The sequence below is a fragment of the Peribacillus sp. FSL H8-0477 genome, assembly GCF_038002765.1.
Classification (GTDB): domain Bacteria; phylum Bacillota; class Bacilli; order Bacillales; family DSM-1321; genus Peribacillus.
Window position 1 is genome coordinate 232,778 of record NZ_JBBODE010000001.1, and the last position, 16,200, is coordinate 248,977.

The 16,200-nt window shown below is 37.2% G+C and carries 18 protein-coding genes and 3 pseudogenes; 4 read left to right on the plus strand and 17 right to left on the minus strand.

Annotated elements, in window-relative coordinates:
• Positions 1–15 precede the first annotated feature (15 nt).
• Entirely contained in the window at positions 16–543 is a 528-nt protein-coding gene (locus tag MHI18_RS01255) for an AAA family ATPase (RefSeq protein WP_340845588.1), read from the plus strand.
• A 61-nt stretch (positions 544–604) separates the two neighbouring features.
• On the opposite strand, the pseudogene MHI18_RS01260 reads toward MHI18_RS01255, so the two are convergent.
• The 4 genes and pseudogenes from MHI18_RS01260 to MHI18_RS01275 all read right to left on the minus strand — a co-directional run bounded on the left by MHI18_RS01260 (position 605) and on the right by MHI18_RS01275 (position 3,788).
• Positions 605–1,294 (minus strand): annotated as a pseudogene (locus MHI18_RS01260) (pentapeptide repeat-containing protein).
• Between the two features lie 161 nt (positions 1,295–1,455).
• On the minus strand, positions 1,456–1,803 hold the full coding sequence (locus MHI18_RS01265) for a VOC family protein (RefSeq protein ID WP_340845589.1): 348 nt from the start codon (positions 1,801–1,803) through the stop codon (positions 1,456–1,458).
• Between the two features lie 543 nt (positions 1,804–2,346).
• Positions 2,347–2,880: a GNAT family N-acetyltransferase gene (locus tag MHI18_RS01270; protein WP_340845590.1), complete on the minus strand. Its 534-nt coding sequence runs from the start codon at positions 2,878–2,880 to the stop codon at positions 2,347–2,349.
• Positions 2,881–2,891: 11 nt separating this feature from the next.
• Positions 2,892–3,788, minus strand: coding sequence for a DUF2268 domain-containing putative Zn-dependent protease (locus MHI18_RS01275; protein WP_340847540.1), 897 nt, complete (start codon positions 3,786–3,788; stop codon positions 2,892–2,894).
• A 146-nt stretch (positions 3,789–3,934) separates the two neighbouring features.
• Between MHI18_RS01275 and MHI18_RS01280 the strand changes: the two genes are divergently transcribed.
• Positions 3,935–4,387, plus strand: a complete 453-nt coding sequence (locus MHI18_RS01280; protein ID WP_340845591.1) for a GNAT family N-acetyltransferase — start codon at positions 3,935–3,937, stop codon at positions 4,385–4,387.
• Positions 4,384–4,859: pseudogene (locus MHI18_RS01285) on the plus strand (HXXEE domain-containing protein). The gene MHI18_RS01280 and the pseudogene MHI18_RS01285 overlap by 4 nt, the downstream one beginning before the upstream one ends.
• A gap of 17 nt (positions 4,860–4,876) precedes the next feature.
• On the opposite strand, the gene MHI18_RS01290 reads toward MHI18_RS01285, so the two are convergent.
• The 3 genes from MHI18_RS01290 to MHI18_RS01300 form a co-directional block, all read right to left on the minus strand.
• Complete coding sequence (locus MHI18_RS01290) at positions 4,877–5,380, minus strand: GNAT family N-acetyltransferase (protein ID WP_340845592.1); 504 nt, start codon at positions 5,378–5,380, stop codon at positions 4,877–4,879.
• Between the two features lie 59 nt (positions 5,381–5,439).
• Positions 5,440–5,961, minus strand: coding sequence for a GNAT family N-acetyltransferase (locus MHI18_RS01295; RefSeq protein WP_340845593.1), 522 nt, complete (start codon positions 5,959–5,961; stop codon positions 5,440–5,442).
• A gap of 136 nt (positions 5,962–6,097) precedes the next feature.
• The gene (locus MHI18_RS01300; protein ID WP_340845594.1) at positions 6,098–6,919 is read right to left on the minus strand and encodes an SDR family oxidoreductase; all 822 of its coding nucleotides are present in this window, start codon (positions 6,917–6,919) and stop codon (positions 6,098–6,100) included.
• 183 nt (positions 6,920–7,102) lie between these two features.
• Between MHI18_RS01300 and MHI18_RS01305 the strand changes: the two genes are divergently transcribed.
• On the plus strand, positions 7,103–7,654 hold the full coding sequence (locus MHI18_RS01305) for a VanZ family protein (RefSeq protein ID WP_340845595.1): 552 nt from the start codon (positions 7,103–7,105) through the stop codon (positions 7,652–7,654).
• A gap of 315 nt (positions 7,655–7,969) precedes the next feature.
• Here the strand turns inward: MHI18_RS01305 and MHI18_RS01310 are convergent.
• The 10 genes and pseudogenes from MHI18_RS01310 to MHI18_RS01355 form a co-directional block, all read right to left on the minus strand.
• A pseudogene (locus MHI18_RS01310) lies at positions 7,970–9,358 on the minus strand (IS3 family transposase).
• 91 nt (positions 9,359–9,449) lie between these two features.
• Positions 9,450–9,746, minus strand: coding sequence for a hypothetical protein (locus MHI18_RS01315; RefSeq protein ID WP_340845596.1), 297 nt, complete (start codon positions 9,744–9,746; stop codon positions 9,450–9,452).
• 55 nt (positions 9,747–9,801) lie between these two features.
• A complete protein-coding gene (locus MHI18_RS01320) occupies positions 9,802–10,188 on the minus strand; it encodes an HIT family protein (RefSeq protein ID WP_340845597.1) in 387 nt (128 codons plus the stop codon).
• 139 nt (positions 10,189–10,327) lie between these two features.
• On the minus strand, positions 10,328–10,963 hold the full coding sequence (locus MHI18_RS01325; protein ID WP_340845598.1) for a hypothetical protein: 636 nt from the start codon (positions 10,961–10,963) through the stop codon (positions 10,328–10,330).
• 128 nt (positions 10,964–11,091) lie between these two features.
• Complete coding sequence (locus MHI18_RS01330) at positions 11,092–11,220, minus strand: paeninodin family lasso peptide (protein WP_340845600.1); 129 nt, start codon at positions 11,218–11,220, stop codon at positions 11,092–11,094.
• A gap of 107 nt (positions 11,221–11,327) precedes the next feature.
• A complete protein-coding gene (locus MHI18_RS01335) occupies positions 11,328–13,121 on the minus strand; it encodes an ABC transporter ATP-binding protein (RefSeq protein WP_340845601.1) in 1,794 nt (597 codons plus the stop codon).
• 12 nt (positions 13,122–13,133) lie between these two features.
• The gene (locus MHI18_RS01340) at positions 13,134–14,309 is read right to left on the minus strand and encodes a nucleotidyltransferase domain-containing protein (RefSeq protein WP_340845602.1); all 1,176 of its coding nucleotides are present in this window, start codon (positions 14,307–14,309) and stop codon (positions 13,134–13,136) included.
• Entirely contained in the window at positions 14,302–14,781 is a 480-nt protein-coding gene (locus MHI18_RS01345; protein WP_340845603.1) for a lasso peptide biosynthesis B2 protein, read from the minus strand. The genes MHI18_RS01340 and MHI18_RS01345 overlap by 8 nt, the downstream gene beginning before the upstream one ends.
• A 14-nt stretch (positions 14,782–14,795) precedes the next feature.
• A complete protein-coding gene (locus MHI18_RS01350; RefSeq protein WP_340845604.1) occupies positions 14,796–15,080 on the minus strand; it encodes a lasso peptide biosynthesis PqqD family chaperone in 285 nt (94 codons plus the stop codon).
• A complete protein-coding gene (locus MHI18_RS01355; protein ID WP_340845605.1) occupies positions 15,077–16,009 on the minus strand; it encodes an aldolase in 933 nt (310 codons plus the stop codon). The genes MHI18_RS01350 and MHI18_RS01355 overlap by 4 nt, the downstream gene beginning before the upstream one ends.
• Positions 16,010–16,200 lie beyond the last annotated feature (191 nt).

Sequence of the window (16,200 nt, forward strand, 5' to 3'; positions counted from 1 at the left end):
GGGGGTCATATCCAGATGTTTGATACATTTAACTTTGACTGCATTTATCGGGACCGAAATGACCTAAGCTCTCTAGTGATTATGATGTGTGGTGTGGCTGGATCTGGGAAAACGACCTTCTCCCAACAATTAGAAAAAAAAGGATTTGTACGCCTTTCTATTGATGAAGAAATATGCGCTACTAATGGTCGTTATGGAGTCGACTTTCCTATTGAAAAAATAGAAGAATACAAGAAAGTTGCAGAAAGAAAATTGCGCAGTTATTTAATACAGCTCATTCACAATAAACAACACGTGGTAATTGACTACAGTTTTTGGGACCGTGAAAGAAGGGACGACTATAAACAACTTATTGAAGAGTCAGGCGGTAACTGGAAACTGATCTATTTAGATGTACATCCTGATGATTTGCGTGAACGGCTTAAGATACGAAACAAACGGGATGATGCCAATGCATTCCCTATTACAGAAGAAATTTTAACTACCTACCTGACTGGATTTCAAAGACCTAAAGGTGAGGGAGAAATAGTAATAAAAAATTAGACCTAGGAGACTAAAACAAGCGAAAAAGGCTGGATCTATTTTGCTAGAACCAACCCTCAAGTTACCAATCACTCTTCTTATTCTTCGACCAGTGACTTGGGTGAGAAACCAAGTTTGGCAGTTTCGTAGCGGCGTCACCCCTTGCTGCATTCACCTGGACTTGAGTAAGAAAGATGCTTCCAGTTAGATCAGCTCCTCTGATATCAGCGTCACGGAAATCGGCTCCAATAAAATCTGCCTTTCTCAAGTCTGTATCCCGAAGGTCAGCAGCAATTAAGTAAGCTCCCCTGAAATCGGCTGTTCTAAGGTCAGCTCCCCTTAGTTTGGCACCCATTAAATCAACTCCTCGATGATTCAGCCGCTTTTTTCTCTTTTTCGAAACTTGCGCAGTTCGCACAAAATCACTGGTCTATAATAGCAGCGGGTTCACCCTTGCCCGGTGTGCTGGTATGTCTAAGGCTAAAAGAAAATCAGCACTTTGATTCGTCAATTGTTCCGTCTCAATAAACAGTTTGTGAAGATCACTGTGAATTAGGCGTGACTCCCTAAATGTCAGCGCTTCCTTTAGATACCAAAGCATTTCATGAAGCTGATGCATAATAGGTAATACGTCAAACATCTTAGTGGCGGTTTCTTTTGCTTCGTTCCAGTGAACTCCTCCAAATGTGCCTTGGGAAACCTTTTGACCTGCACCAAAAAATTCGAAGACTGTACAACCTTTGAAACCGCCTTTACGAAGGCTTTTATGAATAGCGCAACGAAAATTAGATTACAGCTTGGGACATGGCCTTCCCTTTTCTTTATCGATAGGGAAATCTGCCGAGGCAGCAAAGGGCAATGCCACACAACATAATCCAAAACAGTTCTCACAGTCAGCACGCAGTTCGTTTATCCTGCTATCCAAGATCACCATTACTCCCAGTAACAAACCTGTAATTTATTATTATCTATATCGTAGACATCAAAAAAAGTGTTTCGACCTTCTTTTTTTAGTTGACTAACCTTAATGGATTGTTCCATTAATTTTGTACGTGTTTGTTCAATGTCTTTCGTAAAAAAGATCGGATACGCATGATTTCCAGGCAACGTTCCTTCGTCTCCCTCTTCAATGGTTAGGGCTGTCCCGCTGTCACCAATACTTAACACGCGATAGCCATCACCTTTATCAGACTCTTTAAATCCTAGAATTTCTTGGTACCAAAGACTTGAAGCTGCCACATCATGCACTTTTAAACAAACCGTATCCATTCTTTCTATCATAATCAAACACTCCCATTTCAGTTATGTATTTCATTCGTTTTAGAAGTTGCCTAGGTAAGCACGTACCAGACTCTTCACCCTCAGCTTTCATATGGGCAAGCTTTTCAGCAGATTGATATTTTCCCACCCAGACAAATACTTTCTTATAACTACAATCTACTTTGTAATCGCATACAAAACACTGATCAGCAACTGTCCTTAATCACTTCTTTCCGACAACCTCGCTTAATCTATGGTTGTATACGAGCCTTTTCAATTCCCTTTTCACCTTCTTATACCTTGCCGCCATCGAACCTATTTGGCAGATACTTCTCCTGACGGATCAACTGCTCTTTTTTCTATGCTCGATCACGAGTACATCCTTTCTTGTGCAAAACGGATGAAGCTTGCCATACCTATAACCAGTAAGAAAGGAAGCATAAACATGAATAAAAGAAAAAAGAAGGTTCCGTCCATCTAAACAATCACCTCTTTTTAGGGTATTATAACATTTTTATACATATTCATCATAGTAACTTTTGAACGAAGACTAGCTCTTATTGTCTATTCATTCCATCTTCCCATCATAACTGTGTTATAGTAGTCCCCGTCAGAGAGGAGTTTATCTTTCTTTAATACACCTTCGATTTCAAAACCGTGCTTTTTATAAAGGGTAATCGCTCTTTCATTACTTTCTAACACATTCAGGGTTATTTTTTTTATACCGTTGGCGTCTGCCCATGATATAGATTCAGTTAACAGATTTTTTCCAATGCCATAACTCCAAAATTCTTTTACTACACAAACGCCAAATTCTATTTTATGTGAGAATCTTTTCAAAACACTTCCTTCACATCTAGAAAACCCGACAATCTGATTATGTATGACCGCAACTAAGAATAAGTTTCTAAAACTCTCACTGTCGTTCTTTATGATTTCTTTAAATCCCAATATACCAATAAATGCTTCGCCTTTTTCTCTATCCAAATTTTCAGTTTCTCCATCAATTTTTACTCGTAACTCGGACAAACTCTCCGCATCTGATTCCTGGGCAGATCTAATGGTATACTTGCCATGAACTCTATTTTGAAGAATCACGATATTCTCCTTTATTGATAAAATTTCTCTACATACTTTCCTTTTTCAAAAATCGTCATCGCGTCTAATTTTGTCCATTCCTCAATACTTGTATCCGGGTATTCTTCTAAATATGATTTAACTATTTTGTACCCCTCGCTGTAGCCGTATCGATATGGAATTTCATCATTTCCGTTGAGAATATCGAGTGTTCGATCAAGATCTTTTTTAAATAAATCTCCTTCAATAGTTCCCCAAAGTGCCTTGTTATATGACCAATCTACTGAGACAGTACCCATTACTATTTCTTCAAACAATGTAGCTTTTCCCTCAAAGACGAGGTTATCTAACACGGTACCGCTAAATGAACTCGAAAACTTCTCTGTCCACACACTATGATGATATTCATGAGCAATAATCGTTTGGATCCCTTGATCAGAGTCAAACAAATGGGTATAAATTAGATTCTTACCCGATCCAACATTAAATCCATCCGGATCTTCTTTATTTATTGTAGGAAGAATACAAACGGTCGTTTTTTTATCACCCTGTAAATACTCTGAAGATTTAGTTAAGGATTGTTTAATATTCTTAAACATTCTAGTAGAATCATAGGCATCAACATTCGATTTTAACAGCATTAAATCATCAGGAGGATGCGTCAGAAAATCTTCAACCATATGTATGTTTTCACCATCTTTAAAACAAGAATCATAGATTGGCTGGATGATTTCTTTATCATATAATTCTTTTGCATCTTCCGTCGTATCAACTTGCTCAAGGTAATTGATAAAAAGATCGTTCGTTTCCAAGATCTCGAACTCCGAATCGTTAGCTTTAAATTCGATTCCATTTACCTTACTTTCTTCTTTATTCGTACATGCTCCTGTCAACAACACTACTAATAATCCAAAACTGTACCACGTCATCCGCTTCAACAACTGCCCACCCCTTAATAATATCTAAACGTTATTTTTTCCATTATATAGGACGTTTAGAAATAAGGAAACTTCTAATTAAATGAAGGACTTTTAGACAAAGAGTCTAATTACTTAGTCTGAGAGGTGTGAGAGGAATGAAACTAATTTCGGTAAAAGAAAACCCCGAATATATGAATCAAGCAATTAGCTTTTTCCAAAATAAATGGGCCAGTGAGCAAAGTATGATGGTCTATGAAGACTGTATAATTCATTGTATTTCCAGTCCTAATCCCTTGCCGCAATGGTATTTATTAATGGATGAAACGACAGTCATAGGTTGTGCTGGTCTTATTACCAATGATTTCATCAGCCGTATGGATCTATATCCATGGGTATGTGCGATTTACATTGAAGAAGAATACAGAGGAAATGCGTATAGTTCTATTTTAATAGATAAAGCCAAAACGGACGCAAAAAAAGGCGGTTTCAGCCATTTATACCTCTGTACCGATCATATCGGTTTATATGAAAAATACGGATTTGACTATATTGGTACAGGGTATCATCCATGGGGCGATCAGTCTCGTGTGTATCAACTTACAGTATGAAAGGCAGAAGGAATTATGCGCTATTCTTTTGTTTAGCACTTACCCTGCATAATGTAGAAGAAGCCCTATGGCTCCCTAAATGGACTCAGAATAGTTCCTAATTTCAGAAGCCTGTCACATCAAGTGAATTTCATTTTGCAGTGCTGCCTACTTAGTTTCTTTTCTATATGTACGTTTTCCTAAATCCAAATTAACGAAAAGAGTATTTATTGGATTTTTAGGCTCGATGATTTTTAACGCCTTTTTCCCGCATCTTATTGCTGCTATTTCTATGAAAACATACGCTCCTGGTCTTGGAACAGCTCTCTTCTTAAACATCCCGATTAATATCGTCATTCTTTACAGATTATATAAGGTAAAATCGATTACTCGAATAGAAATTTTACTATCTACTCTAGTTGTCTTCATTCTTATACTAGCACTCATTCCTTTTTTATTTTTCATAGGAGGAGCCTTGCCGCATGTAGTGTAGCAGGCTATTTTCCTCTCTCAAAAGGAAAGAACCATCAAATCTTCATCAAAATAGTGCCCCTGATCCTTTAAGGCATTACGTTCAGTCCCATAGATTTCAAATCCCAAAGACTTATATAGTTTCTTTGCGTTGTCATTATCGGATACAACAGTTAAGTTAATTTGTTCCAGTCCATCACAATTCTTCGCCTTGCTTATCAGTTCCTTCATTAATGCTTTTCCTAAACCATGTCCTCGACTGTGGGGCGCTATGTACATGCCAAAAACATTCCCTTTATGTCTGTTTTTAAGATCGTTTTCCCGTATAAATGCAACCATTCCAACTAATGAACCATTATGATCAAACGCACCAACAATGTATTTGTCCTTAGTCGGCTTTATGCGCTCCATTACCATTTCTACTGAAAATTCCGCCTCTCTCTCATAGGTTGAACCAAAAGCTTCTGGGTTCATTTTCAATGCATTCAATCGCAATTCCTGGTAGATATGAGCATCAGAATCTTTTAAAATACGAATATTCATTAAACATATCCTCCGTTAGTTCACATTCTTTAATTGACATCCGATTACTTTCCATCAGCCTATGAGTGATTACCTTTAACCCATTTATAGAAGATAAAGTTTACTTTATAAGTATTTTTTTCTACTTGCTCATCGCGTGTTCCCTCCATCTTCTCAAATCCGTTCTTTTCCAAAACCTTTTGAGAAGCGATATTATTGGTAGTCGTTTTCGCTTTAATGACTTCAATGTTTGTATCAGTGAGAGATTCTAAAAGCACTGCTAAAGCTTTACTAGCAATGCCTTTTTTGGTATGTTCTTGTCCAATTCTATAACCAAGATGACAACCTTTTCGATATTCATCAAAATCTACTAAATTAATTCTTCCTAAAATTTGTTTATTATCTTTAATCAAATAAAATTGTGATAACCCTTGAAACTGTTCATCAAGTAAAGCTGTTAGGTTCTTGTTGAAAACATCTGGATTGTAATACTCATTGCCACGAGAGGGGACCATATCTTCAAAGAAATTTCTGTTTTTTAGTTCAAATTCAAGCAAATCTTCAGCATCTCTTTTTTGCAATCCATCAATTAATATAGTCATTAGTTAACCACCATTCTTTATTGAAAAATGAGGAAGGTGAGGAAAAAGATGAAAAGGTTCAGAACACTTCTGAATTTTTCTGTTTTCAATATAGTTACTGCTGTCTATAAACTTATAGACAGCAGTATTTTCACAATTATGCTTGGCTAACTTTAACTTTCGCGACATTTGGGATTGTTCCGCCATCTACACGTAAATCAATTCCTGTAATGTACGATGCTGCATCACTTAATAAAAATTCAACAGCTGTTGCGATTTCCGATGGCTCACCTTCACGTTTTAATGGTGTAATAGCAAGTAATTGCGCCATTTCTTTTTGCTGATCAGCTTCTTGACGTCCCATCGGTGTGTTAATGGTTCCCGGTGATAATGAGTTGATACGAGCTCCTTTTTGTCCCCAATGCCAAGCCTGATCTTCTGCGATTAATTGAACACCTAATTTAGACATTGAGTAGGCAGCCCCTGGGTTCCCTTGTGCAAATTGCTCCATCGCGTCAACAGCATTTTCTGCTAATGGTTTTTTTAATACTTCGATATATGGCCCTTGACGAGGTACCATATAACCGCTCATTGAAGAAACAATGACTACTGAAGTACCTTGTTCAGCTTGTTCGTAAAATGCATCTAATACAATCCCTGTGCCAACTAGGTTAACCTCAGTAATACGGCGAGAGCCCGCCATCGTTGGAGAAAGTCCAGCAGTGTGTATTAACCCTTTTAATCTACCTAATTCCGCAGCCTTTGCAGCTAAAGCGGCAACATTCTCTTTTGAAGTAATATCAACTGTCTGGTAATGTACATCCGTAATCCCTTTACCAGCTAATTCCTCTTTAGTTTGTGCTAAGCGTTCCTCTGAAATATCAGCAAGTAAAACGGTACCGTATTTCCCTACTAATTCCGCTGTTGCTTTTCCCATACCACCTGAACCACCGGTAATAACATACACATTATTCGACATAAAAATTCCTCCCAAATTGTGAAAAATCACTACAATCTCTATCATTCTTTTTTACTCTCTAATCGTATCACAGATTATCGCATTAAGAGCAAATTATTCCATTTATATCATTCATTCAATTGATATTTTTCATCCTGCTTGTTATACTGACAGCTACTAAATGAACAGAATCTTGGTGAAGTTATGAAACGAAGTATTATCTATGCCCAACTGCTCTTTCTCGTCCTGTTACCTGTATGGTTAAAATTAATCAACTACCTGCATCCGCTTGTGATCGTTGTCGTCTGGTTTATCCTCACTCTTTTTGTCGTAGGTGTGACCTGCTGGTGGAGGCAAGTAAAAGTCATCCTACCCGTCCAAGTTTTACATATCACGGCCATTCTTTATACATGCTGTCTGCTGGTTCTATTATTTTTCAGACCGAAAAATCAAAACTACCACACTATAAATCTTGTTCCATTCGATACGATTCTTTTTTATCTTTCCGGAAACGTTGATGTTCTGATCGCCTTTTATAACCTAGCAGCCAATATCTGCTTATTCATCCCCTTTGGTCTCTACTACGGCTATTGGAAACAAGCACCCACGATCAAACAGGTCCTTCTCATCTCGACCTGCACGATTACTCTTATTGAACTAATGCAATTTATTACCAAAAGAGGCAGCTTGGACATTGATGATTTACTCCTCAATGTACTCGGTGTATGGTGCGGCTTCTTACTTACCCGCAGATGAAGAAAATCTTGGTAATCAAAAAACAGGCTCCCATTATTTAATGGGAACCTGCTTTTTTTAGCTAAGGGCCGAATGATCATCAGTTTGGGCCGAATAAATGTCAATATGGGACGAATCATTTTGGTTTTGGGCGGAACGTATGTCAGTTTAGGCCGAATCATCCCATTTGAGAGCTCTAATTTCAGATCCGCTAAGTGCTAACTATATAAATGAAAGCAAAATCAAAAAAAGATGCCCTTTTGTACTGAACCCCAATAGTTAGACTTTACTCGGAGTGAGAATTCACTTCGAGTTTTTTCGGTTAGTTAATTACGATTATCCTGCTTTCTTCAAGCGATATTCAACCGGGCTACATCCGTTGAGTTTCGACTTAATTCGCTTATAATTGTAGTAATGTATATATTCATCTATCGCCCGTTTAAGCTCTTCAAAGCTGCGATAGGTCTTGCCGTAATACATTTCTTGTTTCATCAAGTCGAAGAAATTTTCCATGGGTGAATTGTCCAAACAGTTTCCTTTTCGAGACATACTTTGGAAGATTTTCATTTCCTCTAAACGATTGCGATACTGAGCCATTTGATAAGCCCACCCTTGATCCGAATGAATGGTACGACGAAATGGACAATCACTTGTCACGTTAATCGCCTCATTCAAGGCATCATTCACCGCCTTAGCATTAGGGCGCTCTGAAAAGCGATACGACAGTATTTCTCCATTAAACATATCTAAAAACGGATCAAGATAGGCTTTCTTAATCACCAGTGTACCGCGTGTATCCTCGACGTAATACTTGAACTCAGAAGTGTCCGTTGTGATTTTTTGATGGGGCACGCTCGTATAAAAACGACGATGAAGCGGTTCTTCGCAACCCTGCCAATTGTTCCACGATACGTACTGTATTTACGTGATTTTTGACGAAATTTAACGCACGTAATTTCTAGTTTATTCATGATGCGTAAAATTTTCTTATGGTTTACGGTAAATCCACGTTTACGTAATTCCATATCAATCCTACGGTATCCATAATTTCCGTCATTTTCATCAAAAATCTCTTTGATGATCCGTTCAATCTTCTCGTCTGGATTATTACGTTTAAAATGTTTCTGCCAGTACATGTAAGTAGATTTAGGAAATTTGGTTGCTTCAAGAAGAAGTGTCAGTTTAAATGTTCCTCGGAGTTCGTGGATGATTCGTGCATCTCGTTCTTGAGTCGATCCGGTATATTCATCCTTAAACCTCGGAGCTTTTTTATAAAGGCAAGTTCCGCCCTTAATAATTCATTTTCATGCGCTAATTTCTGTTCTCGTGTAAGATTTTTTTCGATTTTCTTTTTAGGTTTAGGTGACATGGGTGAGCGTACTTTCGGTTTGGATAACCCATTAACTCCTTCTTCTGAAAGTACCTTTCTCCATGAGCTAATCAGAGAAGGATCGCCTAGACCGTACTTAGAAGCCACTATCGTTAATGAGTCTCCACTAGTTAAGTAATAGTGTATGACATCTAGTTTAAATTGAATAGTGTAAGGTGTGTGTCCATTTTTCCTCGTAAGTGCCTGTTCACCTAACTCCTTATACATTTTCACCATTTTTCAACTTGTGAGTGATTAGGAATATGAAACTTCCTAGCAATGGCATTATAACCACCTTCACCTTTAAGGTAAGCTTCAATCACTTGTTTTTTGAACTGTTTATCATATTTAACCAAAATAAATACACCCCAATAGTTAGATTTTTGGTCTAACTATTGGGGTGCACATCATTTACCTGTCCTTTTTTGGATAGATAATGGGCATCTTTTACTTTTTTCTTTGTTTGGCATCTGCCTTATGTCTATAGGCGATGAATCCAGTTTTTAAGCCGGCGTAATTGCCTATGGCAGCATAGCCATAAAACCAGCCCATAAAAGCCCCTGCAAGTATACTATGTCGATGACTGATAAAAATAGAAATGGCTAAGCCTAGTATGAGTGCAGTAAGAGGTGCATATTTGTTGGGCAGCTTAAAGAACATTTTTATTAATTGTGTTAGAAGCATCACTACCGGTACTGCGATCACAGCATCCCAAAAGTTTGTATGGATGGTGGGGAAATTCATGTTAGGTCACCTCAATGGTAGGGTGCCCAATTATACTAATTTTAAAATCCAGCAGTTAAACTTGCTTGTATTTCAATAAAATCATCTTCATTGAAACTGATTTCCGGTTCAACCCATGAGAAACCATCCCCTTTAAAGCGCGGAACAATATGTGATAGTGTTCCACATCTTTAAAGATCCCGTTATTCTGCATAACCGTTAGTCCATCTGTGTTCAGTATCGATTCGAGTGCTCTTGCAGCTCTTTGTGCAACAGTGATGACCTCAATCAAACTTTCTCGATCTACTTCAGGAAACTCTTGGTAGTGTTTTTTAGGTACAACCAAAAGATGACCTTTATTGATGGGATCGTTGTCTAAAAAGCAACACACTAACTCGTTTTCATAGATCATATAAGCGTCTATTTCTTTAGAAATAATTTGACAAAAGATGCATTTGGACATTTTGGACCTCCATAATATTTTTTTGTAAAAAATAGCATACGGAAGGGTGCGTTACTTAGATATTTGCAAGAAAGGACCTATTGTATCTGCTTAGACTATGGAAATACAAAAAGCCAACAATTGTTGACTGGATAGTACTCTATATATTTAGTTTCATTTTATGTACTATTTTCGATACTAGATTCTTCATTGAGAGTGACTGATTCACTTCACGTTTCTTACCAGAAGAGCTCATCGCAAGTAACTTCTTGACCACTTCTTCATCCTGCATGATTTTTTCAATATCAAATACAATGGGGATAAGTGCTCCTGATGGACCTACCATAGCCTCTCCTCTTTGGTCTACGCCTAACCCAAATGAAATACGCATCATTCGATAAAACTTTTTTTCCATAAGTGCTACATAGTATTTTGGATAATGGCTAGTCGCATGATCATAAAAAACATGCATAAAATCCTCAAAAAAACCTTGGCGATGAAATTCCTTGTTTAAACAAAGTTTATCTATCTCCCAAACTCTCTTCTGATTTATTCTTATATCCTCAAAGGTAGAGAAAGGAAATCTTCCTTCGACTGTACTGTCTGGATTTTGAGGATCATACGGAATGAACTCAATGGTTCCTATCACTTTTTTCTTTTTTTCAGGCAGCAAAAGATTGTATCTAATACCATCCTTTGCATAGGGATCATTTTCCCAGTTATACTTCTCACAAAAATACTCCCATGAATGCTGAAATTGTATCTGCTGCCTAGATGTTTTGACTATTTCATACATTATTATACCTACCTTTTAAATTTCGATTTGAATTTAATGGTTAGTTTTATTATTTAATAATAGTGTACACTTACAACAGCCCATACCCTTATTGTGTCTACTACATAAGGTATATGGGCTTAAAGCATTTAGCTGTCAAATTCGTCTGGAATCGATGGAACTGTTGGTGGTTTTGGTGGTTTTGGTGGTTTAATCCCTTTCATTGTCTTTTTAATTTCAAGGATCTCAATATTTGGTTTTTTCCATTCTCTTTTCAATACTTTTCCTCCTCAACTTTAACTCCATTTTTTCTTAAGACTATATCTTTTGATGAATCCTTGATCTGACTCTTAAATTTCACCTCCCTAAATATCACGTCTTTAAATCATTGAATCACTTCCATTTGTCTTCCTAACAATTTACTAAACGTTTTATTTTTTTCTTGGGATAGTTGGTTGAACCCTCCTTGCTGGATGACTTGTCCATCTTCTAGTACGATGACTTGATCCGCATTGCGAATCGTTGACATTCGATGAGCGATGACAATGATTGTCATTTTTCCTTTTAAACGTTCTAAGGCTAATTGGATGTTTGCTTCACTCTCGGTATCAAGCGCACTAGTAGCTTCATCTAAAACAAGAATCGATGGTTTTCTCAATATCGCTCTGGCCATTACAAGCCGCTGCCGTTCTCCCCCTGAAAGCTTAATGCCGCGGTCTCCGATTAACGAGTCCAAACCATTTGGTAACTTTCCTACAAATTCAGCTGCTGAAGCGAACGTTAAGGCTTCCCACATGTCTTCTTCACTTGCCTCGGGTTTTACGAGCATTAAATTTTCTCGGATACTAGCATTGAAAAGAAATGGATCTTGGGGTACATAGCTGAGCGAACTTCTTAATGAAAGTATGTTTTCTTTCGTTAACGGAATTCCATCTAACAAAACTTGACCTGTTTCTGGTTGATTGAGCCCCATCAATAAATCAATTAACGTACTTTTACCAGCTCCAGAACGCCCAACAAATGCGGTCATTTCATTGGAAGGGATCCATAGATTGATATCCTTTAAGGCATATGTTCTTTCATTTTTGTTATAACGAAAGTGAATATTCCGACATTCTATTCCCTTTTGTAAATCCAGTGATTTAATATTTTCTTGCTCTAGGAATTCCTCAGCTTGTTGACATTCCTCTTGAAGTCTTTTAACGGCTTTAAAAGATGGCAATGTCGTCGCAATTTGCTCTAGTGAGGATTGAATCCCGGCAACTCTCGGCCATAACCTCCCGAATATAACGATGATTAACATCAACTGACCTGCCTGGGCCTGAAACATTTTAATAGCAACAAATATGAAAATAATCATTAATAGCGAAGAAGCTAGTTTATAATATAATTGCGAAGTTGTTTTCAACTTCAAATATTCTACTTGTTCCGACTCCATATTTTTGGTGATCGTACGAAACCATTGCATTCTGGATTCCTCTAAAGAATTACTTTTAATATCTTTTATTCCATTGATTTGATCCGTCGTTCCCGCGTAAAATTGCCTTGCCAATTCATAATTACGATTTCCTAATGCAAGAGATCGTTTAAGGAACTTCCGATTGAGAAATACGATAAAGACACCACTAATTAAAACAAAAATAGTGATATTTGGTGATAACCAGAAAGCGAGAGCAATCTGAATGACCGTGAAAATTAGGGAGGCCATAAATTGTAAAAAGGCATGGATTCCTCCGCTAGTACGTGTTACTTCAGATAATAGTAAATTAATCAGATCAGACTTCCTATTTTTAATAAAAAAATCCCAATTAGCGTGTAGTAAACCACTATATGTATCTGTACGAACTTTTCGTAAGAAGCCATTTTGAATAACTCCATTACGAATGACGATTTGTCTTTCTACTAAGTTATAGCCCATTATGACCAAAAAGTAGATCCCAAGAATAATAGATAACCGAATAGAGGCAGGCAGGCTATCTAGAAAGCCAAATAAGTTGAATATGGCTAAATGATCAACATCCATATTCACGATGCCGCTCATCCCAATCAAACTAATTAATAATAAGGTCCCTACACTCTCTAATAAGCCAATAAAAGTCATGGCAATCATATTTATATACAGAACTTTTCCAGCATACGAATGAATCTGCTTTAAAAAATAGATAATGTCCTCTTTCATAATGTGAACCCCCTAAGATAAGGCCAATTTCCTTGTTTTTCTCCAGACCATTAATAGCGGTCTTAAAGGAAAATATAAAAAATGAAGTTTTTTTGGTAACGGTAATGTCTCTACATCGATTGGGTAGGGATACATCATACTGAGAAGGAAGAAAAACTTTTGATAAGTAGACATTAAGGAGAATAAATGACGTGTATGATAGCTGGTGATTTCTTCTGGAACAGGATCTGTATGTAAATTCACCATTTTTTCTAAATAGAAAATCGCTTCTTGAGCTAAAATATGAGCTTTAGTTCCTCTTAAAAATGGCTTCATCTCTTTTGTAATAGGTGATTCTAGTAACTGTGATGCAAGGACAATTGCCTGCTCCATAACATCCAGGTTATGACTTGATTTACTCAATTGATAAGCCAACTTCCAATCTACTGGCTGCTTCATTAATTGTTGAATATCATCCAGCCAACGTAAACGGGACCAGCCATGACGTGCCCCATGCGTAACAAGAAAGATAAACAGATCCTCTCTTCCTAAGAAGTAAACTGGAAAATTCGTTAGGTTACTCATTCTTTTTCTTTCCCATAATTCTTGGAAGCTCGGTTCCTTTCCTGGTCCTGGATGTAGACGCCAATGAATTTCAAGCTTCACTTGTTTGTGTGGGTGAAAATAGGTAACATGATGGTGCCTCCAACGCCAATCATTCAACACGGTTTCGATATAGTCATCTTTTGCATACCCTTGCTTAACCAATAATTCCTCAGCCTGATCAAGTTGTTCGATGGGCACAAGAAAATCTAAATCACTTGACGTACGTAAAGAAAGATCTCCGTATAAATCGTGGGCGACAACCGGGCCTTTTAAAAACAACGCATCAATTCCTATTTCTGAAAGCATTCGGCTGGTATATTCCGTTTCTGCACTCAGTTGCAGCATTCGAAACGTATTACTTTTATAATGATGATTTAATTGCTGCTTTACGAAAGATGGAACCCATTGATCATCTAACTTCCTAATGATTGAATAAAGTCTTGGGAACAAGCGGTGATGGAGAGAATACTCTAAAAAAAGATCCCAATTTAAATCGATACATAGTGCTTCTTGCTTTTCTTGTGAAAATGGAGCCTCTTTCGTCAACTCCAGAATCAAAAGTACTTCATTAGGAACACCTGTTAAATCAAGGATTTTATCCATAATTTTCTCCTTCTTGGCTAGTCTCTTTCTTCCTTTTCGCAAATTTGGCAACTACCGTGAACCTTTCCATACCATCCGAACCTGAAATATAGAAGGAACCACTCCGAAGCCAAGCATGGGCAATCAATCCCATTTGATCTTTGGCTGTCCCTAAATAGAGTGTACTCTCAATCCCTCTTTTTTCTAGCATTTTCATTCCAGCTATCGCTTTAACCAGGCATTCACTTTCCCAAAATGTAAACAGGCTCATCATATGAATGGCATTTGAAACGTTTCGTAAAATGACTCTATTTTGAGTATTTTCAAGATAAGTTGTTTCTGCCATTTGTTCACCTAAGGAAGGCGCGATCTTGGCGAAGACTTTGCTTTTCCGGTACCGAGCCCAAGCTAAGGTTACAAAGGCTTCCACCATCAACCTTTTCATGCTCACATCCAGTTTATAAAAGGTTCTTATTTTATGGAATATAGTCATTGTTCCCTCCTAGACTAGCTAATGAAAATTAGCCCTTCTTCCTTAAGCTTTTCTAGAAAAGAAAGCACCTGGTCTTCACATTCTGTTTGACTCACTTCATAGATTGATTGAAGTGAATGGACAATCTGCTCAATAGTAACTGGTTCTTTAATCAAGTCCCAAATGTCTCCGCCAACTTGTCCTAAGTTATAATATTTCCCACTTTGTATACTTAACATGACCTTTTCTCCATCCATGTCACTAACGATATATCCTTCTGCTTGACTGATTAATTGATTAGTAGAGATAGTTTGTGTCATCGTACCTTTTCCTCCTTGCTAATGGTAGATAGAATTAACTCTGTTAAATCGTGAGCTGTAAATCGAGAAACAGGACGCTGTAATTGGTAAAAACTAAGTTGATTAACCATTTTTGCAGAAGTGGAAAAATGCCAATCCATTAATCCCAAACCTGCAAGAAAAAAATTACGATACGTATGTGTATAGAGCGTATGAAACCTTGTCATATTTGTAATCGGAGTAATCCTTATCTCTTCTTCATCAGTTTTAACCAATTCAACGATTCCGGCAAGTGGCAGCTCCTGATTAGCAAACTGAGTGGAAACGGGAACAGCAAATTTGGTTTCCCTTTCGACAATCGGTTTATACTGATCAGATTCCATTCCAAACTGGTTTAGACTTTCCATCCATAATTTTTGCTGAGGATAGGCTGGTATTACCATGGGAATATTCTCATCAGACATTCTCACTGGAATTACATCATCACTCAACAGCTGATAGCCCTTGTTCAGAAAAGCAGAAGCTAACGTCGATTTCCCAGCACCCGAATCTCCGACAAATGCATAAGCCTTTCCATTTATGGCGATTGCGCTTCCATGTAACGGGAGGATTTTTCTTTGCATTAGTATGGCTCCCATACAAGTACCTAGAATGTAAAGGCGATGATAGTCTTCTGAAGAATCGTTTAGTGGAGTAAAAAATATTTCATTTCCATTTTGAATTAGAAAGATAGCTTTATCTGGAACTAGGAACATAACGAAATTTTCTTTAATAATAAAATGTCTATTGATAGAATACTCAAACCACAAAGTTGAAAGATCTGCTCTTTTTATTGTAATATTACCAAGTTGATTTTCTAGTTTACAGTTAGGCAATCCCGACAGTAAGATTTCACTTATCATCGATAAGCCAAAAGCTTTATAGGCAAATGTCTGTGTAGTATTTATCATCCATATATCCTCCATATCAAACCCTATTAATTCGATTGATAAAACGTTCTTTATAAAGAACTTCATATTAAAAATTTACCATTGTTTTGTAAATATTTCAATTGTTTTCTGATAACATTCCATTTTATTATCACTAGTTGACATCCCATAATTGCTAGAGAATAAAGCTCGGACTTTCACCATAGACATTA